Raw genomic sequence first — 22,291 nt, forward strand, 5'->3', positions numbered from 1 at the left:
ACATATGTTAGATTCCGATTTAAAGAAACTTCTTGAAGTTGCAAAATGGGAAACAAAGACAAAATATAATTCTGGCCATTTTGGAAACTTTTTTGCGAAAAGTCATGGTAGGGGACTTGATTTTAAAGAGGTTAGACCTTATGTGGCTGGAGATGACACGCGTTATATCGATTGGAATGTTACTTCGCGCACTGGAGAATTTCATCTAAAAGAATTTTATTCTGAGGAGGATGTCCCGATTTTCATTTTGATCGATATTTCGGCCTCGATGAAGACGCTTAAACGTAAGGCTTCATTACAAATTTTGTATTTTCTTACTTTATTCCATTCTAAATTGGGAAATCGGATTCAAATCATAGGCTTTTCAGGGAAACTTTATCACTACGCAAAGACGATCAAAAGAGAAAACGATGCCTATCTTGCCTTCCAATGGCTACAAAGCATTATCCATTCGAATGATGATCAAAACACAAACTACAAAACGGCTTTCGATTACCTAGCAAAGATCCACCCAAAATTTTGTGTGACCTACTGGCTCTCTGATTTCACTTACTTTGATGGGTTTTCCTCAAGATATTCTTTTTTCCAACGATGGGAAAACTATGGGATTTGGATAGATTCCAAAGAAACGGAAGAACCACTTCCATTTTGGTTTAATATTTTCCAAGTCATAGATTCTGAATCAGGGAATATCCGAACAAATGCCTCGAGATTGCATACAGATAGATTGCAGTTTCAAAGAACTTTTCACCACAAGATAGCTTTCATAAGACCGGAAGAGAAATTGGCTAATCAAGTTTTTTCTCTTCTGTCAAGGAAACAGTGATGAAAGTATTTTTGATCATTTTAACTCTATTCTTAGTTCCCGGGTTAAAAGCAAAGGCTACCGAAACAATTTCAACAAAAGAAATATTTGTTGGAGATACCTTTGAATACAACTTAACATTTCCTGACTCACTTCCCGAGCAACTGATCTATCCTGAAGGTGACTTTATTTTAGAAGGAGAAGAATTACCTCTCTTTTCAGTTATTTCGGCAAAAAAAGACTCAAAAAACCTCTCATTAGAATTAAGATTTTATGAAGCTGGTCAGTTTTCTCTGCCTGTTGAATGGATGGAATCAGGAAACCAAAAAAAATCTGACCTAAAATTGATGATCAAATCTAGGTTAGATGGGAGAGAGTCGGATATTGATCCGAATGAACCCCCCTTACTTTTCTCTGGTACATACTGGTACCGACTAGTTTTAGTTTTACTGATCTTATTTCTCTCTTTATATCTTATCTATTCACTGTATTTGATGTGGAAACGTAGGATCAAGATTGTCGATGCCACCTGGCAACCAGTGGCAAACTTAGAAAAGCATGTCCAATTAAAGAATGAATTGGACTCTTATCTGAACTCTCCACAGCTATCATCCAGACAACTTACCTATCTTTTCACTAGCTATATCAAATGGGAGTTTTCCCATAAACTGCAGGCAAAATTGCACCACCTAACCGATTCTGAATTCCTATCTTATCTATATGATCATTATGGTGCAGAAGAATCAAATCTCAGAGAGCTAAGAAATTTTTTTCGAGAACATAAGTATACAGAATTTGAAATAGACCTAAACCAAAAGGATGCGCAGAGATTAGTCGCATCCTGGATTGAGAAGCTTAAGTTATAAATGAACGAGTTCCAAAGACCTTACCTTCTATTGCTGTTTATTCCCCTTCTTGGAGTTTTATTTTATTCCCTATACAAAAAAAGTTTTTCTCAAATCTTAAAAGGAGAATGGAATCGAGCTGAAAAAAATCAAATATCGGAAACCATATCTTTTTTTTATAATCGTTTTGGAATCTTCTTGGATTCGCTTTTATTTTTGGCAGGAGGGCTATTGATTTTTGCCTCTGCCGGACCAGGTACAAAATATACATTGAGCCCAGATGAGACAAATGGCATAGATATCATCCTTGCCTTGGATATTTCAGGTTCCATGGTTCAAAGTTATGATTTTTTGCCCTACAACCGACTCACTGTTTCAAAATCATTACTCAAAGAGTTTATCCAAAAACGAAAAGAAGATAGACTTGGTTTTGTCGTATTTGCAGGTGCTGCTTATCTACAATCGCCGCTGACAAGTGATCGAGAAACATTGCTCCAATTGATTGACGAAGTAAATGAAACTAGTATTGAAGAACAAGGCACGGCAATTGGAGATGCATTGATGCTTTCAACTTACCGACTTAAAAATTCACAAGCAAAATCAAAAGTGATTGTTCTTCTAACAGATGGAGTATCCAACACAGGGAAAGTGGATCCGGATACAGCATCTTTTACAACCAAGGCTTATAAAACTAAAGTCTATTCGATAGGCATTGGCAAAGAGGAGTCTCAATTTGAGGTAAACTATGATGCCTTACAAAAAATCTCTACCGAGACTGGTGGAAGATTTTACAGAGCAGAATCTCCCGAAGATTTGCAAGAAGTCTTAAATGAAATTGATAGTTTGGAAAAGGATATACTCCCCAAAAAACCAAGCCAAGTTGCAAAGACAGAATTTCCCGAGGTACTCTTTTGGTTTTTTCTCGTGATGGTTGTGAGTACAATAATGAAGGTATTTCCTTGGAAGGAACGTCTTTAGTATGGAAACTTTCGTTAGTGTAAAGATCTTAGGAATACTGGCCATAAGCCTCTTTGCATTTTTATTTTTTGGTAAGTTAAGCCTCCTTATCTATGCAAAGAGATATTTGAAAGAAAGGCCTTTTCTCTCGGAACATTTTCGACTGCCCAATTTAAAAATCCTTTCCCTTTCCAATACACTGATTCTCTTTTCTCTGGGATTTGCTTTCATGTCTCTCTTCTATACAAAAGCAAACCAAGTAGAGTCGAACCAACGAAAGGAATCTGTGGATATTTTGTTCCTAGTGGATGTTAGCCTTTCGATGGAGGCATTAGATGTTCCCCCCTCAAGGCTTTCCCGAGCCAAAGACATTCTACTCTCTACTGCGCCCGACCTAGTCGGAAATCGGCTGGGAATCATAGCCTTCGCAGGCAGCTCGTTTTCCTTCTGTCCTATGACAACCGATGTGTCAGCTTTCAGCGATTATGTGGAGGCTTTGGGTGTAGACCTTGTTGCCAAAAAAGGAACAGACATGTCCCAGGCTTTCGAACGCGCTTCTCGGATGTTGGATAGCGATAAAATATGGAAAAATAGACTCATTGTCCTGATTTCCGATGGAGAAGAACAAGAATCATCCAAACCAATTCCGTGGCAAGCTGATCTAATTGTATGGGGATTAGGTACTGAGGAAGGGGGACTGATTCGTTTTGGAAATCCAGATCTTAATACCTCTGGATATGTAACTCAGTCAGGGAAATTAAGCCAGAATCCTTCCGATCCAGATCTGATCATTAGTAAGGCAAACTTCGATTACCTGAACGAGATTGCAGCACGAAGCAATGGTAAAGTGTATGACCTAAGTTTTGATAATCTTGGTATCGGGCATTTTCTAAATCATATTGATTCGATGAAAAAAAATAAGTCTCAATTGATTTCTCAAATCCAAAAAGAAGAGGGGGCAGGTCCTTTTTTGGCAATCTCTGCCATTTTATTTCTGCTAGGTTTATTTTTTAGAATGTACCACTTCACCTATTTGAAACATTCCTTGGGCGCCATCTTGATCCTATATGCAATGAGTTTAAGTCCAGTGCACGCTTGGGAACTAGATCCAGGTGGAAATCGAATTAAAGAAGGAAAAGAATTCTTTGGAGAAAAAAAATTCAAAGAATCTAAGGAAGCCTACCAAAATGCGGAGACTTATTTCAAAGAGGACCATCGCTTAAAATTCAATAAAGCCGACGTTGAACACGAGCTAGGCCAATATGATGAATCCATCAAACTCAACCAAGAAGTAATCGAAGACCAACACTCTAGCCCAGACACAAAGGCGAAAGCTCTTTACAACCAAGGGAATTCTTACTTTAAAAAAAATGATCTCAAAAATGCTTTCAAAAGCTACGAACAAGCCCTTCGAATCAACCCAAATCATGAACCCAGCAAACGAAATTTGGAATTTTTAAAACAAAAATCCAAGGCAAAACAAAACTCACAAAGACAGGACGAAAGTAGTAAACAAGAAGAGCAGAAACAGAGCCCCAAGGAAAGAAACCAACAGGAACAAAAACCAAAAAATCAGGAGAGGAGTGATGAACAAAACACAGCCGACAAAATGATGGAACAATTTGATCCAAACTCAATTTTAAAAAAGAAACCGAATTACGGAGGGAGTTCGGACAATGAAAAATTTTGGTAGGTCTGTCTTTTTTTTATTCCTCTTCTCTTTTGGAGTTCTCAGTGCACAGAATGTACAGTTTTATTTAGAACCATCACAAATTGAGGCAGGAGAAGTTGCTATACTGCATGTAAAATACCAAGGAGATGCGGATTTACAACCTGTCCAGAAACGATATGAAAGTAAACACGTGCAAGTATATTTCTTAGGCCATTCGTCCGAAACACAAATCATCAATTTTAAAGTTTCAAAAAGTAAATTATTAAAATACCAAGTATCGAGTGATAAAGTTGGAAAACACCAAGTTCCCAAGATTATTGTACTCATAGGAAATGAAACCATAGAAAGTCCCGACCTTTTTTTTGAGGTCCTACCCACCCGACCTAAAGTAAGGTCACAGAGACCTCAAAGTTTGATCGATCAACTTTTGCAAGGTATGGAACCCGACTTTGGGCCGAATGAGAAACCTGAGGTTGGATTTCAGTTAAATAAATACAACTGTTATCTGGGGGAACCTGTAATCGGATACTATGTACTATACTATTCCAATATGAATCGCCCCTACCTAGAAAGAGATCCAAACCGCTCAATATCTTATCCTTTTTTTCTTTCGGAAACCTTACAAGGTGTAACCGTTCAAATTGAACCAGAAGTATTAAAAGATGGTCTACTACGTAGAACCTTGGTCTACGGAAAAGAAATCTATTCCCTTACTCCACTCAAACCCGGTCGATTTCAATTAGGTGAAACCAAGTTTGTTGTTGGTGACGGATTACAATTTGGAGCGGTCCACGACTCTCTCCCCGTAAAACCTGCGATGATTGAAGTGAAGCCTTTACCTAAACCAAGCCCTATTGGTTACCAAGGAGCCATTGGTGACTATACCATTTCGCATTCTTTTCCCAACAGAAAGGCCTACGACAAGGAACCCTATTATTTTACGATATTGGTGAAAGGGGAGGGCACTGGAGCTGGCATCGAGCCTCCTTTAGAACTAAAGGGATTCGAGGATAGCATACATTTCATTTCAAAGTCCAAGAAAAAATCCTTCCAACGACTCCCCTCTGGAGAGTATGGCTTCTATTCCGAAGTCAGCTTTCAATACAGTTGGGAGCCGAATGGCATTGGCGAGAGACAACTTCCAAAGGCTAAGATAGTCTTCTTCCTTCCGAAAGAAAATCGATATGAAATTCGGGAGCTAAAACTCCCTTCCATTCAGGTAGAGCCAAAACCAGATAGAACTCTGTCTAAACCTAAGAAGGATCCTTCTTTTTCCCTCTCGAACTACTTTCTCTGGTCTATTGGCCTAATCGTATTTAGTGCCGTTATGTTTGGGAGCTGGTTAAAACTACAGGCCGAACAAAAACAGAAAGTAGTATGGAAGGAAATGGAAGAAATCCTTGGACAAAAAAAAGGAATTTTCTTAAGCGATTATCTGAAAGGCAAAGGACTTCCAGAAACAGAAATCCAATTTTTGCTTCAGTTGCAGTCCTCTTCGCCTTCCAAATCATGGTTTGAGAGAATGAAAGAATTGGGTCGAAAAGACCAAAACAAAATCCAATCTATTTTTAAAATTTTAAATGAAAGGAGTATGATATGACAGCAGAAGAAAAAGGTAAGATAAGCGTTGAAACAGAAAATATATTCCCGATCATTAAAAAATGGCTCTATTCCGAAAAGGATATCTTTATCAGAGAGCTTGTATCTAACGCCTGCGATGCGATCAGTAAATTAAAAAAAGTTTCTCTCCAAGAAGAATTTGAAGGAGGAACAGATTACCGCATTGACCTGAGCTTTGACAAAGATAAAAGGACTCTCGTCATCGAAGACAACGGCATTGGGATGTCTGCCGATGAGGTCAAAAAATACATCAATCAAATTGCTTTTTCAGGTGCAACTGACTTTGCAAAACATTACCAGAATTCGGAAAACAAAGCTGAGATCATAGGACACTTTGGTCTGGGATTTTATTCTTGTTTTATGGTCTCCCAAAAAGTAACAATAGAAACCAAGTCGTATCGAAAAGGTGAATCACCTGTACTTTGGGAAAGTGAATCTGGGACCGATTTCTCCATTTCCAAAATAGAAAAGGAGGGACGAGGTACCAAAATTACGCTTTATTTAGATGCGGAGTCTGGAGAGTATCTCGACAAATGGAAGTTAAAGGATCTGATTAAAAGATACTGTGACTTTTTACCCGTTCCAATCTTCGTAGACAGCGAAAAAGCCAATCGCGAAAAGCCACTTTGGTCCGAAGAACCATCCAAACTAAAGCCGGATGACTACAAGGATTTCTACAACTATCTATTTCCATTTTCGGGTGATGCGCTCTTTCATATCCACTTAAATGTTGACTATCCGTTTAGGCTCCAAGGCATTTTGTATTTTCCGAGACTTACACATGAATTGGATGCATCGAAAAACGGCATCAAACTCTTTTGTAACCATGTCTTTGTCAGTGACAATGCAAATGAGTTGATCCCTCAATTCCTAACCATCCTAAAAGGAACTATCGATATTCCCGATCTTCCACTCAATGTTTCCCGATCCTATCTACAAAATGATCCATTGGTAAAAAAGATATCCAATCACATCATCAAAAAGGTGGCCGATCGCTTAACAGATGACTTCAAAAAGAACCGAGAAGAATACCAAAAGAATTGGCCAGACATTGCACTTTTCGTAAAATACGGAGTCCTCACAGATGAAAAATTCTACGACTCGATGAAAGATAGTTTGGTATTTAAAAATTCAGAGGGTGGGTTCTCTACTCTAAATGAATACTGGGAAAAAAACAAAGAAAAGAATCAAAACAAAATCTACTATGCCAATGAAACAGAAATTAGTTCTGTTTATATGGATCTTTTAAAAACCCAAGGCCTTGAAGCAATATTAGTGGATTCAAAAATTGATACACACTTAATCCAACATTTGGAAATGAAAAATCCCGATTGGAAATTCCAAAGAGTTGATGCTGACCTTGCCGATCAGATAGTAGACAAAGAAGCTTCTCCAGGTATCGTAGATGCCAACAACAAAACCGAATCCGATAGAATCCTTGCATTCTTCAAAACTTCTGTACATAGAGAGGGGATTGAGATCAAAACCGAAACCTTAAAATCTCAATCTGTTCCTGCCGTCATTCTACTCCCTGAATTTATGCGTAGAATGACAGAGATGAATTCTATGATGAACAGAGAAGAAACCAGCAAAATATTAAAAAATCATACTCTCGTTGTGAATCTAAATTCTGGGCTAGTTAAGGCCGCATTACGAGAGTTTGAAGGTGTAAATCCCGAAAAAGGAAAACGATTGGCAGAACAAATTTATGACCTAGCTCTGCTTTCCGCAAAGGCAATGACTGATCATGATTTGTCAGAGTATACCAAACGTACAGTTTCCTTTTTGGAGGAAATTCTAAACAAAAATTAAACTTCTCTTCTGATTTTTCTTTGCCGAGTTTCCCGTAAGGGAGACTTTGGCAAAGGAAACATCGTGATCAACCTTTGCATTACAAGTCGTATTTCTTCACTCCCAATCGTCATTGCACATCTGAAAGGATACTTTTCTGAATATGAAACAAATGTTTCGATTCAGTCGATTACCCATCATAAAGCAATTCTTGCACTTCTGGAAGCAGGTAGGATTGAAGCTGGGGAAATCCCATCTATTGCTTATTTACACGAGTGTTTTTTAAAAAAATCTAGAATCAAAAGGATTTATAAAGGTATTCCACTTTATAGATCTCCACTGTCTTATTACTCTCGCTTTCGCTTCCAAGCAAGTGATCTGAGCCGAAGTAAGGGTTATTTCATCCCTGTGCCCCACTTTCATTCAGTGGAAAGGTTGTTAGCAGAAAAATTCTTAGAAGACTACGCACCCAAAAATCCAGTGAAAGTACGTTTCATGGACACACCGAGTTTTTTAGAAGAAAAGGAATTTTTAAGGCCTGGGTGCTTGGGTTTAGCCTCCGATCCCCTTTTAAGCCCTTTCTTGAAAAACTACCATGACTTTCGTGACGAGGAAGCCTCTCCACTCCTCAACTCATCCGGATTTATTCCATCCACCTTACTCGCATTTAGTGGTGACTGTATTCTTAAGATGGGTCGCCAAGTTTCAGGAGTCTTGCTTGCAATAAAGAAAGCAATTGATTTTATAAACGAGGCAAGCCTAAGCTCAAACCCCAAAGTATGGGATGACCTTAACCTACACCAATACTATCCTCATCTCAGAACCTCAGATGTTAAAAACATTATCTTTGCCAATCCACTTGTCCAAAAGGGAGTGTTTTCATATGAAGTCAATACAGACACCCTATCCCCACTACTTAAAGATAACTATTTTAGAGTCATACGTAGGATAATGACTCCTGATACCATCCGACCGCTGTTAAATTTTGAAGAGATCCTCGAAGCTTTAGCGCCCAAAAAACTATTTGATGTGCGAAAACTATCTAGTTTCCAGAGTGGTGGAGCAAAAGAACAACATGCTCCATCGCTTATTAATTATCGCAAACTGAATGCAATTCGGCATTTAATCGTGGATGTAAACTCTGTAGCCTTGGATGTTTTGCAAGGCAACTTCCAATCCAGACTCAATACAGAGGAAAACCTTTTGCTCGACAATCGAGTGAAAGTGATTATCAATGCAATGATAGATTCATTTAACTCTACTTTCGCGATGCAAAAGGAAGAGATTGCAGAGTTAGAAAATTTAATTTCAATCCTTGAAATCAAATTAGATCGTTCAGCTGTAGATCTTCAGTATTCTGAGGAAAAGTATAGATATTTATTTGAGTTCTCAAGAGAGGCGATTGCGCTTGTAGATGCAGACACTGGAAATATCCTTGAGGCCAATCATCAATTCAGGCACCTCACTGGCTATACAAGAGCAGATCTAACAAAACTTACAATCGAAGACATCATCATAGGGGAGCAAATATCCTCGCAAATCAATTTCAACCAAGACAATACCCAAGACACTATGCTATCTTTGCCAGATGTCAATATTCTATTAAAGGATGGCTCCACGATTGGAGTTGATTTAAGCTTTGCCTCCATACTTTTATCACCAAGAAAACGTTACCAAGTTCAATTTCGACCCAATTCTGAACGAAAAGAACAAGAAAGACTCCAACATGAATTTATTTCCAATGTAAGCCATGAATTGCGTAGCCCTATGACAAATATCCGTGGTTACCTAGAATTCTTCAAATCAGACAAAACATTACCTTACAATGCAGAACATCTAAACATGCTAGAGGTCATCGATAAGAATGCGAAACGATTGAACTTTTTGATTGAAAACATGTTAAAGCTAACAACCTCACGCGAAAAAGAGAGAGAGGATGAGGTTGTGGAATTTTTTGATCCTGTGCCAATTATAGAAGACGTCATTCACATGAATTCGCATCTCGCAAAAGGGAAAACTTTAGAATGGGATATCTCTTTGAAAAAAGGCCTTCTTATCAAAGGGATTCGTTTCGAATTTTCACAGATCGTAACAAACCTATATATAAATGCCCTAAAATATACCTTCAAAGGAAAAATTTCTGTAACTCTGATTTCACTCCCCAATTCAATGGAGCTCACGGTAAGTGATACAGGAATTGGAATCGATGCAAATTATAAAAACCAAATCTTCGACCGATTCTTTAGAATTCCCTCTACAGACAATCGAAAGATAGGAGGGACGGGACTTGGTCTTTCCATCGTCAAATCACTCGTGGAAAAGATGGGAGGAGAGATCTATGTAGAAAGCAAATTAGGGGAGGGGAGTACCTTCAAGGTAAGTCTGCCTCTTGCATCTATTTCTTCTTAACTACTTTTTTGGTTTTTTTCTTCGCTGCTTGCTTTCTACTTTTTGTTTTCGAGGCACCTTTAGGTGTTTTTTCCAATTTATCTTGAAGCCAATGAAGGTCTGGTAACTTTTTAGGATCTAAATGCATATTGGAGATAAGCAGAGATAGCTCCAACATCTCCCTAGTCCCCAAAAGGTGCAATAAATCCAAAGCCTTCTGGAGACCAAGTTTATGAAAGATTGATAAGGTATTATCAACACCAAAATAATTTAGAAAAACAGGCAGTTCTTCAATGCCTCTCGTTTTGATCCACTTTTTACAATCTGCAACAGTCAGAGTAGAAACAAGCTTCAAGATCGAGGGAACATTTGTCTCTTTGATTAGCCATAAAAAATCTTTCATGTTAATCTCTTTTAGTAAGGCGACGGATTTTTCAATCCCCAAAGTTTTTAATATCTCAACACTTGTTTCTTTGCCTTGTGATTTTGCGAGTGCACTTACGTCAGAAGGAGGAATACTCCGAGCCACTAAAGCTAGATCAGACATAGGCAATGAATGAATGAAATACACCAGATCATCATCTGAGTTTTCTTTTATCATTTCCACAAGTACCCGCTCTGGAATTTGGTTTACTAACTCTACAACGGTATCTTCGCTTAACTTTTGAGTTAATACGATGAGCCTTTCTTTCGGGACTTTGCCAGTTAATGAAAGTAGTTTTTCGTACCCTAAATTTTTTAAAATTTGGAACGACTTTTTGGGTCCTAATTTTTCCAAATATTGATAAACACTTTGAATGGTTACTAAAACTTCTTTCATATTATGCTTTGGTGACTTAAGTTTAATGAAAGGATGCAAATTTCCAGAGAAATTCCTTGTCTTTTTTTGAATTTTTTTAAAATAGAGATGTGGGCAAACGATGGCTATGGTCTTCTCTTCTTCTATTCCTCCTTATCTCAGGATTTGCCATCAAGGCCAAAATTGAACCTTACCAATACCAACTTTCGTCTTTGATCGGCATTTGGGATGGTTTTGCGGAAGTAAATCCCGAACTCATCAACCAAGGCTTCGTTGTATTTAAAGATGGGGGATATGATGGTCAGTTTTTCTATCTCATTGCAAAGTCCATATTCCAAGAAAATCATTGGGGTTTGGTAGTAGATTCTTATTTCTTTCGAATGCACCGACTTGGGCTCTCGCTTGCCATTGGTTTGCCTAGCTATCTCTTCGGTTTTTCCTATTATCCACAGATTGCAATCTGTGTTTTGTGGATTGCCTTTCTCTATTCCTTCTTTTGTCTTTACCAACTTTTACCAGACCGAAAGTATTTAGCATTGTTTTATTTGTTCTCTCCGTTCACCTTAAATTCCAATCTACTACTTGTTGCGGATGGTTTTTTTACTTCGCTTTCCATCATTTCTCTATACCTCCTCAGGAAAGACAGACCCATTTTTATACTACTATTTTTCCTAACACTTACTGTCGTTACACGAGAACTGGGAATCACTCTCCTACCTTGCTACTTTTTCTATTTATACAATAAAGAAAAGAAAACACATGCATTTTCCATGTTTTTTCCGATTCTTGTATTTATCAGCTTACTCATTTGTCTCCGTCTATTTCCTCCAACACACTTAGGAACCAATCCTCTAGATTTTAAAGACATGACTGATTTGCCTTTATTCGGATTCATAAAGAGTTTCTTTGATTCAGGTACATTCCACTTCCAATTAAAAGAAAGCCCCAAATTCATTTTTCTTCTCATGTTACTCTTACTAAGTTTATTTTTTATTTTAAATTTAAAGCGAATCATCACTGAGATTGATGCCCAACTGGTCATCATCCTTGCGCCGATCCTTGTTAGCCTTGGAGTTATTTTCATAGCGGAAGAGGGCTATTGGAGATCTTTTGATAATTTATCCCGAATGTTTACATGGTGTTTGCCCAATGTAATACTTCTTTTGGAACGCATACGTTCAAAATGGCTAAGTGCCTTTTTGTTTTGCTCTTCCTCCCTGTTTCTTTTTTTATTGATCCGTATTTTGTTCATAACTCCCAATAAGGAATTTTATCTATATTTATGATTTCCATTGCTTATAGCCCTTGTCCCAATGATACCTTTTTGTTTTACCATCTCGTACACAAAAAAATTAAAGGATATGAATCCATCTCGGAAGAACTCTGGGATGTGGAAAACCTCAATCAATTTGCTCGAGAGGGAAAGTTCCCTGTTACAAAGATCTCATTTGCAGCCTATTTTACTGTTATTGATCGTTACGTTCTTTTGGAAACAGGTTCTGCTTTAGGGAAAGGATGCGGCCCGATCCTAGTTAGGAAAAAAGGCTCACATGCCAACTTGACCGCACAATCTAGAATCGTAGTACCAGGTCTCTTAACAACTGCTAACCTTCTACTCTCTTTGTATACAGAATCAAACTTCGAAGCCATACCAACACGTTATGACAAAATCATCCCTTCCTTACTTTCAGGAGAAGAAGACTTCGGTGTAATTATCCATGAGGAACGATTTACATTTGAGAGTAGGGGACTTGAAAAGGTTGTAGACTTGGGCCAATGGTGGGAAGATAACACCGGCTTGATGATTCCATTGGGTGCCATCGCCATTCGCAGGGATATTCCCCGATCGGATGCAATTCATTTCCAAAGAGGTCTACAAGAGAGCCTTAAACAGGCCTATCTACACCCGGATCTCATGAAATCTTATATCCAAGAGCACTCACAAAACAAAGACCCTCAAGTGATCCAATCTCACATTGATTTATATGTAAATGAGTATACAAAAAAACTAGGAACAGAAGGCCATAAAGCGATAGAAAGTTTATACAACAAAGCATTACAGATTGGATTTGCGGGTGTTCAAAATTCGAATCTACCTCTCTTCTTAGGAGAGGCAGAGTAAACAAAGGATTTGCCCTTTATCTTTTCTCAGTGGCTCCAGTGCTTTTGCAACCAACATACCAGGTTTCAATTTGTTGGTATCTGCTTTGATGACATGACCAGATGTAAGCCCAGAAACCAATAGATCACCCACAGAGATAGCACCCTGCGATGCGTCAGCCTGGATCTTAACAACACCCATCATTGCTACCAAACAATATTCTTGGCCTTTTTTTTCCTTACCCAAGATCATGGACGAGGAGGCAATACAAACACCAATTACATTCGTAGCATAGGATTGTTTTGACCGTGAAAGCACTTCTGCGTCATAGCTAGAGACCAACAAATCCCCTGCGCTAACAACATCTCTTTGGTCCAATTTGAAATATTTACCGATTGCTTCCTCTTGGCCATCTCGACTGATGCGAAGTGTTCCTTCAAAAACACTATCACCTAAGGCGCGCAATGCTTTGCCAGAACCTGTCCAATCCTTCTCTGGTAGACCAGCTCCATTAGCGAAAAGTGCATATTCATTTTGAGAAATAAATTGACCGCCGGATGAGTGCGTTCCCACGCCAAGGACTCCTGAACCTTCTTGGTTGTCTTTTGCCTTTGAAAGCCCTAATGTTCCAATCCTTTCAGAAAATCCAAAAACTCCCTTAGCCTTACCTATTCCGAGTACGCCAGCCCCTTCGCTTTGGTTTTTTGCGTAGACGATCGCATCATTTTGTGTAGGTGGTACGTAGCCTTGCGAAGGTGAAGATGTCTCTCCTTCAATTCTCAAAAGGCCAGTGTGGGAATCGAAACTATGCTGCTTTTCGGCATACTCATGTGTATGTGGCTTGGGTTCTCTCTTGTCGGACAAACGAGGGTCTTCCGCTGTTACAACTCGTCCAGGCGTGCTTTCTCCTGGCCTTGACAACAAAACAATACCTGCTCTTTCAAAATCTGCAGGTTGCAATCGTTTGTCATCACCTTGGACGACTACTCCTGATTTTGCTTCGCCAGAATGTGCAAGTTGTACGATTCCGTACTGTTCCGTACCTGCATGACGCAAACGTTTATCATTTCCCTGCACCGCTGTATTTGCTTCTTCGCCACCATTCGGTGCAAGACGAACGATCCCTTTCTCTGTAACCGTTGCATCTTTGAGGCGAGGATCATCACCAGTCACCACTCGGTCTGGGCTCACTTCGTTTGGCTCCGCTAGTTGCACCAAACCAAAAGACTTTCTAGTCGCAAGTTTTAACCTTGCATCGTTACCTTGCACGGCAACTCCAGGGCGCGTCTCTCCATCTAATGCCAGCTCAACGATACCCGGATGATCCGTACTTGCCAGCCGCAAACGTTCGTCATCTGATTGCACAACAAGACCAGGCCTCGCTTCACCAGACCGGCCCAAGCGCACAAGCCCATGAGTGAGCTCGGTGGCGATTTTTAGGCGTTTATCATTTCCTTGTACGACCACTCCCGGTCTCTCTTCGCCGTCTGTTGCTAGCTCAACAATGCCCCGGTATTCGGTGCTTGCATCTCTTAACCTACGATCGTTAGATTGAACTACGACCCCTTCTTTTACCTCGCCATCCGTCGCCAATCGTACGATGCCAGACCTCAGTACGGAAGCATAGGGTAGGGGTTCTCTGACAGGCCCTTGGGATTCTTTCTTATCGGGGCTGGAGTAGAGTTCTATTTCTATGATTTCTGTTTGGTAGTCTTTCTTCCCACTTGTCTTTTCCTGTATGAAGACAAGTTTTAAGAACCGCATATTAACAGGTGCTACACGCCATTTGTACCAAGTGCCAGGCTCGGATAAAAAATGATTCTCTTCGTGTAGCTGATGCCAGGTGAGATCATCCTCACTGTAATACGTCAAAAATCTTTCTGGAAAATTGGTAACCTGATCATTTTTGGTTAACATCCGAATCTCTTCGACACGACTCACACTACCAAGATCAAATAACAAGAATTCCTCGGTCGGTTCTTCTTTTTTCTGAGATGCCCAACCGTAGTCAGGTCGCGTATCGATTAAATTTTCTTTAACCCAAAGGCGGTCTGGTTCAGAACTTGCCTGCATTTTTTGGATCCCAGAAATCATGATCCTAAGTTTCCCGAAACTTAACTTACTTTGCCCTCCATTCGTTTTCCTCGAAATTTTGGAGACGAATTTTACATAGCGAGCACTAGTAAGGGTGAATAACCATTTAGCGGATGTCTTAAAGGACTTTCGGAAGGCAGATTCTTGTAAAATCGGTTCCCAGTACTTACCATCATGGGAAAGTTCAAACCGAAAGGAATCAGGGAAAAAATCTAGGCCATCCTTCCCAGGAAGAAGCTCGATGGCATTAAAGAACACGGCCTCTTCAAACTCAAAAATAAGGGTGGATAAACCTGATTGCTCTCTCTCTTCAACAAAGGAGATAAATTCATCCTGTTTGATTTCTACTGTCCCTGATGTTTTGACAGTTCTGATGGGAACCGAATACGGGTGGCTCACCCTGATTAAATTTTCTTTCATAATTCTTAATCTCCTTCCAGTAATTCCATTTTTTCTCTCGAGTCTATCGAATTTCCGAAATGCGAGCAGGCTCCTCTCTCTCACCGAAAACCACCAGTAGGGGAGGCTTCGCTCTCTCATTGAAGTATTTTTCTATGATTTGCCGATGGAAGGCATTTAAGGAGCTGGCAATGAGCAAGACCTTACCATCGATTTGTACGTCCAAGGAATCTAGTTCGCGCCAAGTCTTGGCTGACAGGTTTTGGGAGGCCCAGTCTAAAAAACCGCGCCAGGAAGCCTGGTGGACACCTGTCTCATGCTCAGGATTTTCTTGCTTAGAGTTGGGCATTTTTTGAGAGTTTCGCACTTGTTCTTTGCAGAGGCTCTTGATGTATTCCCAATCCTGTCCGAGGCCCAAGGCATTCGCTCTTGTGCAAGCCGCGAGAACCATTTCGTTTCCAAATAATTCAAGTAAAGATTCGAGTGTTGCAGGAAGTGTTTTTTTCTCTTCCGGCCTCTCGGTAGCGCTTTGGTTATGATTAGATATAGTTATATTAATATGGTTTGGGTTTCCATTTGTAACCCCCTCCTTGGCATGATTGTCTCCCGCCGGGGAGGATGCCTGTCCCTCTCTCTGGTGTATTTGTGTATCCCGGAGGGGGGTAATTTTGGAACCCGGGTAGTGGAAAGAAAAATGATACCGGGTTGCCACTTTTCCGCTGCCTGGGACCTGGAATAGTAAGCCCGCATGGACCAATTCCTTTTTCGCCTGGACGATTGATTTTTTAGTTTTAAACCCGGTAAGCCTAAGTAGGGTTTCTGTCCCTGGCCAGACGGGCTTGAATTTAGAATCGCTAAATTTGAGTAGCACCGGGTAGAGTGTCTTGGCAGCAGAAGAAAGCTCTGCCCAGACACCTGAGTCAATGATGTCGCTCATAAAGCGTATATAGGGATGGTAGTCGCTCATCTCCCCTCCGGATCCATGCAAAAAAGAAACTAATTTTAAGCAAAATTATCGAAGGGCTTGACATTTCTTGACATAATGTTAATTATGTCACATCCAACAACATTCCTTCGGGAAGAACCCGGCCCCTGGTCACCCAGGGGAGTTTTTTGTCCGACGTTACTTGGGCAAAGTTCTTCCACTGTCTTTTTATATTTTTTTTTGCAAAGACAGAGTACTTAAATTTCGTTTACTAAATTATGTCACATTGTGTGCAAAACCTTGTGCTTTGTCAAGTTTGTACACCTTTATTTGCTTGGTCCGATAAAAAAAATTTAGCTAAGTACTTGACAAGCAAGTACTTGATTAGTTGTTCTGCAGATCCCCGAATTTTCTGGGAAGCTCCTTTCGTAAGAATTTCAAAATTTCCCCAAGTAAGATTTCATCCTCAGACGAAATGGAAATTTGGTTACCTTGTCTTTTGAGTTTGTAGGATGAGCCTATTCTTCGCTCTGCGAGCGAGGGCTTTTCTTTACTCTTTTTGTTGAAGTCCTTTGCATCTCGAACCGTACGCAAGCTACCGTTTTCTACCATCTCCAAAAAGGGAGGCAAACTGCCATTTTTCGCTGCTTGAGCTGCCTGGACGAGTAGGTTTTTGTTTTGGATATTGGCCTTTTTGCACAGGTTTAAGTCTTCTTTTGACATGGCTGCTATGGAAAGGACTTCTGACATATAATTTCTACTTTTGCCGAATAGGTCTCCCAGGTCGGCATCAGAATATTGGTAAGTTTGTTTTAAGAAGAGGAGGGCATCTACTTCTTCATAGGCAGACAGGTTTTCTCTTTGTAGGTTTTCTATGACTGCAAGTTTGTAGACCTCCTTTTCTGGACGATTTAAAATTTTACATTCAATTTCTGCCCAGCCCAAGGATTTGGCAGCATGGTAGCGACGTTCACCTGCAATGATTCGGTAATAGCCGTCGGTTTTTCCTTTGGAGACGACGATAGGTTGCAAAAGACCATCAACCTTCAGGGAAGAGGCAAGCTCTTCGATTGCTTTTTTTCTTTCTTGTCTCGGTTGGTGTTCTGAGGGTTCAATTTTATCGATGCGAATCGAGCGGATCGTACCATCCAAATTTTCGGATTGGTAGATGTCAGCCAAGGACCCAAGTCGTTTACTTTTTAAGCTCACGTAAGACCTCCTCTAAAAAACCTTCATACTCTTGTGATTGCCGGGAAGTTCGGTTGTAATCAAAAACGGATTTCTTTGCCAGATGGCTCTCACCTATAGCGACTCCATCTGAAATGGTATGCTCAAATATTTTAAAGTACTTACTTAAGACTGGCAGAATGGTTTTGGTCAAAAGTGTTTGTGGCTTTAATTGTGTGATGAGGGCCCCAAGGATCTCCAATTCCGGATTGATCCTTTTTTTAATAGAAGAGATGGTTTGTTGCAAACCCATAATCCCATCCATCGAAAATTTTTCTGCCTGCAGCGGGATGAGCACGTAATTTGAGGCAACCAAGCTGTTTACCGTAAAAATCGAAAGAGAAGGGGGGCAATCAATGATGGCGAAGTCAAAATGTGAAACTTCTTGGAGCGCATCCCTCAATACATAGGGTGCCTCCACTGAATTCACAGAAATGGTTTCCATTTCCGCCAAACGCATGCTAGACGGAGCTAGCCACAAATTCTCGTTATACGCCGGCACAATGATGTCCGAAAGTTTGGTAGCACTTTGGAACAGTTGCGCAAGGTCTTTGTCAAGAGTGTCAGGATTCACAAAAATTCCAGTAGAATTCGCCTGTGGATCCATGTCGATGAGAAGGGTCTTGTAGTTTCTGCGGGCAAGACCCATGGCTAGGTTTAGAGAGGTAGTTGTTTTTCCTTCTCCGCCTTTTTGGTTCGCAACAGCAATGGTGATCATAGACGATGCAGTTCCTTTTCAATAGGTATGGTTTTGTGGGAAAAATCTATTAGCAATTGAATTTTCGCTAAAAGACAAAAAAAGATAATTTTCCACATGCTTGAATTGTCGGACATCCGACAGGTCAAAAATGAGAAAAAAGTTTGTGGGGGAAATCTGTCGGACATCCGACATTCAAATCGGTACGTACTTGACAAAGTGATTAAATTTAAACATTTTTCTTCTATGCCAAGCGCATTCAAGCAGGCCTTCTTTTCGGAAGAAAAGGGACAAGATTGGTTGCAAAACTCTCTCGGAGCGAGTTGGGAAGAGCTATGTACAGCCTGCGGATTTTTGTCAGGAGTCGTCGTGCTCCGTTCTGAGGAGGAGCAGTCCTTTTCTGAGGTCGCGGCCTTTGGATACGGTGAAGAAGGGTTTTATTATCCGTTCATGGCATCCTCAGGGGAGGCAATTGCCAAACTAAAAAGTGAGCCATTCCCGCTCTCTTTTTCCGGTTCTATGTATGATCTTTTCCATCCCGAAGCAGAGGCATTAGCCCTTGGCATCTATGGCCAAGAGAACAAGGGATTTATAGGATTTCTTCTGGTTGAGGCTAAGGAAATCCAAAGTTTTGCTCCGTACATCTTAAGGTTATTTGCGGAAAAAATTTCCTATGAAATGCTGCAACCTGACTCTCCCATAGCCGCCAAATCTGTAGAGCGTGCCCCTTCCTCCGAGCCCTTACTTGTTCCTTATTTACCTGACTTAGAACAGTGCATCCATACATTCCAAACCCAAAAGATGATCACTCTTTATGGAGAAAAAGGTACGGGCAAACGAACTCTCGCCAAGTGGATCCATGAGTCTCGCGTTCCGGGCAGTGCCTTCTTACTTGTCTCCTCCGTTCCCGAACACTTCGGAAAGTTTGAAAAGGCTCTTATCCAATGGGCGGCTGAGGTAGGAGGGGGGAGTCTCGCCTTTGTAGATGCAAGCCACTGGAGCCTCGGCCAACAAAAAATCCTCTTGGATTGGCGGAACGAGAACCCAGAACCAGGCCTGTTTTTTTTGGAGCACCCTCCCTTTGAAAAGCCTGAAGGCCTAGCCACTTTCCGGCAATTTCTAGAATCAAATTTATCATTGCTCCCATCGGTTTCTACCTACCGATCCCAGGAAGTTAGCCAGATAGTGGGGCTCTTCTTTGCGGAATTAGCAAAGGCGCAAAACCGTCCTGGTTTGTCTTTGGACCCAAAGGTAATTGTGGAGATGGCAAAGCGTTCATGGCCTGGAAACTGGCAAGACATCAAAAATAGCCTTCTTCTCGGAATCTTAAATTGTACTTCGAAGGAAGTTTCTCTCCAGGACGTTTTTTCCGGGAAAAACCAGCTCCAGCTCGGGGTTCCGGATTCAGAAGATTTAGACTTGCGGATGGCAATCCAAGCCTTAGAAAGGCAGAAGATCTTAAATGCAAAACGGATTTTCTCCGGAAACCAAATCCGTATGGCCAAAGCACTTGGGATTTCTAGGGGCGCATTGCAAAACAAAATGAAGCAGTTGGATCTTTTATAGATGGAAGATACGGTTTACGAGGAAAGAAAAACACCAGGAGGCTTCTTGGTAAAGGTCAGGCTTTCAAAGATGACCTACGTAGTCTTTACAGAAGCTGGGCCGGAAGTACCGAAAGGTGCCAAAAATAATTCCATCGTTTCCCTCGTACCAAAAGTTGGATTTTTTGGCGAGGACTTTGACCTTTCCCATTTCCACTTGGGTGAACTCTCTTTTGTGAACGTCAAGACTGGGAAAATGGTCATTCCCTACCAGCATGGCTTTTCCAATGAAATCAAAACCATTTATTTAGGCACAGGGAGCCAAAGCGACGTCCTCCCCGTTGTGATCCACCACTTTCGCAATAAGGAAGAATTGATGCATTCCTGGGAAAAAGGGGAGCAGGTTCAGTACCTCGTCGTTGATGAAGAAATCCCACGAGGGGATATGGTAACCTTCAAAATCCGCTACCCAAGTTTAAACATTCTCGTCATAAAAAAAAGGATCAATACCTCAGCGGAGGCACAAGCCGTTTCCAAGCAAATGGGACAGAGTCCTTCCGCAAAGGGAGATGTGGTCGACTACAACAAAGTGCGGGCAACGGACGTTGCGAAAAATTCGAATCTAAATATGTACAGCGAGAACCCTGTCTTTTTGGCAAGGATCCACCTTCGGAACATGGAATTGGATAAGGTAAAGCAAATTCTATTAGATTTCAAACTCGGTGCCCAAGACGTATCCTTCATCCGAACATTCTTAGATGTCATGATCAAAAACGAAAATGCCAAACCGGAATTGGAGGCAATGAAAGGCCAACTCATTGCCTTAAATGAAGCCTTTCGTTTGTCAGTGCAAATCTTGGATTTTGCTGTGGATGAATTTGAAAGGGAGCTAGATAGAGGCTTTTCGAAGGAAATCTCTAGTATGATCTATGCCGTCCTTGCCAAAGAGCAGGAGTCAGCGACAGAAATTGAGAAAGAGATCGTCCTCTGGGAATGGAAGCTCAGAGCCAGAAATTTGATGTATGGTAGGCAAAAAAAGACCGAAACTGCCTAAAAAAAGCTATCTTTTTCTCTGTTTTCGGTCAAAATGAGAACAAATACCATGAAAAAGGGAACAAAATTATATTTTTTGGCACACTTATTGCTAAGTGCACGCAGCCTAATTTTGATCTCTCTTTTTTTAGGCACCTTACCTTTATTTGCTGAAGTAGAGGGCCCAGCCGCTGTTTTTTATGAAGAGGCCCTTGTCCCACCGATCTACATGAAGGATGGTGAGATCAGCATTGTTTCAGATGGAATCGATCCAGTAGCCGATAGAGTGGTCCTTTTAAAAACCCAAGGGCAAAGCACTGAATCTTTGGTTTCTACTGTCGCCACAAGCACCGAGTCTGTATGTGCAAATTCTTCAGTATCTGAGGCAGTGTTCCGCATGCCCGAGAGCTTTCGTACCATCCAATCGAAAGAAGGAAGTGCAAACAATCCTTCCTCCCATGTGGAGATTCGGCAGCCTCAGGCATTTGGCATTCTTTCTACGCCCGATTCCCGTTGGGAGGTTCTGGGTGCGCATGAGCTAAAATCGGTTGCCAATTCGCGTCTTTTTGCTTTACTTGCACTATGTCCCAAGCAAAACGCATTGCCTTCCAGAAATTCCTCAATGCCATGCGAAAGCTCTCTACTGAAGTCAATGACTCTGAGATCTGCAAACGATTGGAGATCCTCATGGCGACCAGCAAAGACGATTTGCCGATTGCACAAGTCAACGCACTCTTGGCTGACCCACGAAGTTTTGACCCCAAAGCGATCCCAGAGCCTTACACTCAGTATGTCCGACACTTTATCTATATGTTCAAGCGAAATGGTAAGTCTAGCCTTGCTCTCCTCGAAGAAACAAATCTGGGCAGCAAGGACAGTGCCATCTCTGCAAAAAAAGCAACTAGAGGCGAATCCGCAGAGACTAGTCTTGCCAAAAAGAAAAGTAGCCGTCTAGCCCCCAAAAAAGCCAAACCTGGCAAAAAATAAGCGATATTCGTAAGCATCCTCCCTCTTCATAGGGGCACTTTTCCTCCTCTTTTACGCCCCCCTGTGCTGCTGACTGGGGGTTTTATTCATTTTTATCCTTATCCATGACTAGGAATATTTAGCCTAAATTTAGGCATTTATCTGCTAAAATTGTAAAATCTCCTTTCGGTCCAGAAGGGAAACGTTCTCATTGCCCAACTTTGGGCAATGAGGAGGGAAGCTTTTGCACTCTCTCCTGGGTGCCCATTATTGAGCAATTCTTACTGGCATTTGCTCGGGCTGCCCTTTTCTGGGCGCCCTGAATTGGGCTAGCCCATTGGCGGGCGGAACGTTCCTTCTGCTCCTTGGTTGTTTCAGGTCAAAAACACCTTCGCCTTCCTGTTCGGAAATGGACACATAGGAGTTCTA

General features: G+C 41.0%; 18 protein-coding genes. 12 read left to right on the top strand and 6 right to left on the bottom strand.

Going from position 1 to position 22,291, the window contains the following annotated elements; genetic code table 11:
* The first annotated feature begins 4 nt into the window (after nucleotides 1-4).
* The 7 genes from DI060_RS17580 (at nucleotide 5) to DI060_RS17610 (ending at nucleotide 10,099) form a co-directional block, all read left to right on the top strand.
* On the top strand, nucleotides 5-826 hold the full coding sequence (locus DI060_RS17580; protein ID WP_108978307.1) for a DUF58 domain-containing protein: 822 nt from the start codon (nucleotides 5-7) through the stop codon (nucleotides 824-826).
* A complete protein-coding gene (locus DI060_RS17585) occupies nucleotides 826-1,671 on the top strand; it encodes an LB_053 family protein (protein ID WP_108978308.1) in 846 nt (281 codons plus the stop codon). The genes DI060_RS17580 and DI060_RS17585 overlap by 1 nt, the downstream gene beginning before the upstream one ends.
* Entirely contained in the window at nucleotides 1,672-2,628 is a 957-nt protein-coding gene (batA, locus tag DI060_RS17590; protein ID WP_108978309.1) for a VWA domain-containing protein BatA, read from the top strand.
* A gap of 1 nt (nucleotide 2,629) precedes the next feature.
* Nucleotides 2,630-4,300: a VWA domain-containing protein BatB gene (batB, locus tag DI060_RS17595; RefSeq protein WP_108978310.1), complete on the top strand. Its 1,671-nt coding sequence runs from the start codon at nucleotides 2,630-2,632 to the stop codon at nucleotides 4,298-4,300.
* Nucleotides 4,284-5,879: a BatD family protein gene (locus tag DI060_RS17600; protein WP_108978311.1), complete on the top strand. Its 1,596-nt coding sequence runs from the start codon at nucleotides 4,284-4,286 to the stop codon at nucleotides 5,877-5,879. The genes batB and DI060_RS17600 overlap by 17 nt, the downstream gene beginning before the upstream one ends.
* Complete coding sequence (gene htpG / locus DI060_RS17605; protein ID WP_108978312.1) at nucleotides 5,876-7,711, top strand: molecular chaperone HtpG; 1,836 nt, start codon at nucleotides 5,876-5,878, stop codon at nucleotides 7,709-7,711. The genes DI060_RS17600 and htpG overlap by 4 nt, the downstream gene beginning before the upstream one ends.
* Before the next feature lie 63 nt (nucleotides 7,712-7,774).
* Nucleotides 7,775-10,099, top strand: coding sequence for a sensor histidine kinase (locus DI060_RS17610; protein ID WP_108978313.1), 2,325 nt, complete (start codon nucleotides 7,775-7,777; stop codon nucleotides 10,097-10,099).
* Here DI060_RS17610 and DI060_RS17615 read toward each other — a convergent pair.
* Nucleotides 10,086-10,898: a hypothetical protein gene (locus tag DI060_RS17615; protein ID WP_108978314.1), complete on the bottom strand. Its 813-nt coding sequence runs from the start codon at nucleotides 10,896-10,898 to the stop codon at nucleotides 10,086-10,088. The genes DI060_RS17610 and DI060_RS17615 overlap by 14 nt on opposite strands.
* 89 nt (nucleotides 10,899-10,987) lie before the next feature.
* On the opposite strand from DI060_RS17615, the gene DI060_RS17620 reads away from it, so the two are divergent.
* Together DI060_RS17620 and DI060_RS17625 are read left to right on the top strand one after the other, a co-directional pair.
* On the top strand, nucleotides 10,988-12,163 hold the full coding sequence (locus tag DI060_RS17620; RefSeq protein WP_244594493.1) for an AZOBR_p60025 family cell surface glycopolymer formation protein: 1,176 nt from the start codon (nucleotides 10,988-10,990) through the stop codon (nucleotides 12,161-12,163).
* Nucleotides 12,160-12,999 (top strand): 1,4-dihydroxy-6-naphtoate synthase, encoded by an 840-nt coding sequence (locus tag DI060_RS17625; RefSeq protein ID WP_108978315.1) that lies wholly within the window; start codon nucleotides 12,160-12,162, stop codon nucleotides 12,997-12,999. The genes DI060_RS17620 and DI060_RS17625 overlap by 4 nt, the downstream gene beginning before the upstream one ends.
* On the opposite strand, the gene DI060_RS17630 is transcribed toward DI060_RS17625, so the two are convergent.
* The 4 genes from DI060_RS17630 to DI060_RS17645 form a co-directional block, all read right to left on the bottom strand.
* Complete coding sequence (locus tag DI060_RS17630) at nucleotides 12,982-15,492, bottom strand: discoidin domain-containing protein (RefSeq protein WP_108978316.1); 2,511 nt, start codon at nucleotides 15,490-15,492, stop codon at nucleotides 12,982-12,984. The genes DI060_RS17625 and DI060_RS17630 overlap by 18 nt on opposite strands.
* Before the next feature lie 43 nt (nucleotides 15,493-15,535).
* Nucleotides 15,536-16,438, bottom strand: a complete 903-nt coding sequence (locus DI060_RS17635) for a helix-turn-helix domain-containing protein (protein ID WP_108978317.1) — start codon at nucleotides 16,436-16,438, stop codon at nucleotides 15,536-15,538.
* A gap of 342 nt (nucleotides 16,439-16,780) precedes the next feature.
* The gene (locus DI060_RS17640; RefSeq protein WP_108978318.1) at nucleotides 16,781-17,605 is read right to left on the bottom strand and encodes a ParB/RepB/Spo0J family partition protein; all 825 of its coding nucleotides are present in this window, start codon (nucleotides 17,603-17,605) and stop codon (nucleotides 16,781-16,783) included.
* Nucleotides 17,589-18,341, bottom strand: coding sequence for a ParA family protein (locus tag DI060_RS17645; RefSeq protein ID WP_108978319.1), 753 nt, complete (start codon nucleotides 18,339-18,341; stop codon nucleotides 17,589-17,591). The genes DI060_RS17640 and DI060_RS17645 overlap by 17 nt, the downstream gene beginning before the upstream one ends.
* A 96-nt stretch (nucleotides 18,342-18,437) precedes the next feature.
* On the opposite strand from DI060_RS17645, the gene DI060_RS19090 reads away from it, so the two are divergent.
* Both DI060_RS19090 and DI060_RS19095 read left to right on the top strand, forming a co-directional pair.
* Nucleotides 18,438-19,886, top strand: a complete 1,449-nt coding sequence (locus DI060_RS19090; RefSeq protein ID WP_209452077.1) for a helix-turn-helix domain-containing protein — start codon at nucleotides 18,438-18,440, stop codon at nucleotides 19,884-19,886.
* Complete coding sequence (locus DI060_RS19095; RefSeq protein WP_209452078.1) at nucleotides 19,887-20,918, top strand: hypothetical protein; 1,032 nt, start codon at nucleotides 19,887-19,889, stop codon at nucleotides 20,916-20,918. It begins immediately after the preceding gene.
* Between the two features lie 203 nt (nucleotides 20,919-21,121).
* Here DI060_RS19095 and DI060_RS17655 read toward each other — a convergent pair whose 3' ends face one another.
* A complete protein-coding gene (locus DI060_RS17655; RefSeq protein ID WP_108978320.1) occupies nucleotides 21,122-21,343 on the bottom strand; it encodes a hypothetical protein in 222 nt (73 codons plus the stop codon).
* Between the two features lie 135 nt (nucleotides 21,344-21,478).
* Between DI060_RS17655 and DI060_RS17660 the strand changes: the two genes are divergently transcribed.
* Entirely contained in the window at nucleotides 21,479-21,883 is a 405-nt protein-coding gene (locus DI060_RS17660; protein WP_108978321.1) for a phosphatidylinositol phospholipase, read from the top strand.
* Nucleotides 21,884-22,291 lie beyond the last annotated feature (408 nt).

It is taken from the genome of Leptospira ryugenii (genome assembly GCF_003114855.1).
Classification (GTDB): domain Bacteria; phylum Spirochaetota; class Leptospiria; order Leptospirales; family Leptospiraceae; genus Leptospira_A; species Leptospira_A ryugenii.

What these genes read in the sequence shown, in the direction of transcription:
- DI060_RS17580 (WP_108978307.1), top strand. Translation starts at nt 5, where the DNA reads ATGTTAGATTCCGATTTAAAGAAACTTCTTGAAGTTGCAAAATGGGAA.
- DI060_RS17585 (WP_108978308.1), top strand. Translation starts at nt 826, where the DNA reads ATGAAAGTATTTTTGATCATTTTAACTCTATTCTTAGTTCCCGGGTTA.
- batA (WP_108978309.1), top strand. Translation starts at nt 1,672, where the DNA reads ATGAACGAGTTCCAAAGACCTTACCTTCTATTGCTGTTTATTCCCCTT.
- batB (WP_108978310.1), top strand. Translation starts at nt 2,630, where the DNA reads ATGGAAACTTTCGTTAGTGTAAAGATCTTAGGAATACTGGCCATAAGC.
- DI060_RS17600 (WP_108978311.1), top strand. Translation starts at nt 4,284, where the DNA reads ATGAAAAATTTTGGTAGGTCTGTCTTTTTTTTATTCCTCTTCTCTTTT.
- htpG (WP_108978312.1), top strand. Translation starts at nt 5,876, where the DNA reads ATGACAGCAGAAGAAAAAGGTAAGATAAGCGTTGAAACAGAAAATATA.
- DI060_RS17615 (WP_108978314.1), bottom strand. Translation starts at nt 10,898, where the DNA reads ATGAAAGAAGTTTTAGTAACCATTCAAAGTGTTTATCAATATTTGGAA.
- DI060_RS17625 (WP_108978315.1), top strand. Translation starts at nt 12,160, where the DNA reads ATGATTTCCATTGCTTATAGCCCTTGTCCCAATGATACCTTTTTGTTT.
- DI060_RS17630 (WP_108978316.1), bottom strand. Translation starts at nt 15,492, where the DNA reads ATGAAAGAAAATTTAATCAGGGTGAGCCACCCGTATTCGGTTCCCATC.
- DI060_RS17635 (WP_108978317.1), bottom strand. Translation starts at nt 16,438, where the DNA reads ATGAGCGACTACCATCCCTATATACGCTTTATGAGCGACATCATTGAC.
- DI060_RS17645 (WP_108978319.1), bottom strand. Translation starts at nt 18,341, where the DNA reads ATGATCACCATTGCTGTTGCGAACCAAAAAGGCGGAGAAGGAAAAACA.
- DI060_RS19090 (WP_209452077.1), top strand. Translation starts at nt 18,438, where the DNA reads ATGCTTGAATTGTCGGACATCCGACAGGTCAAAAATGAGAAAAAAGTT.
- DI060_RS19095 (WP_209452078.1), top strand. Translation starts at nt 19,887, where the DNA reads ATGGAAGATACGGTTTACGAGGAAAGAAAAACACCAGGAGGCTTCTTG.
- DI060_RS17660 (WP_108978321.1), top strand. Translation starts at nt 21,479, where the DNA reads ATGTCCCAAGCAAAACGCATTGCCTTCCAGAAATTCCTCAATGCCATG.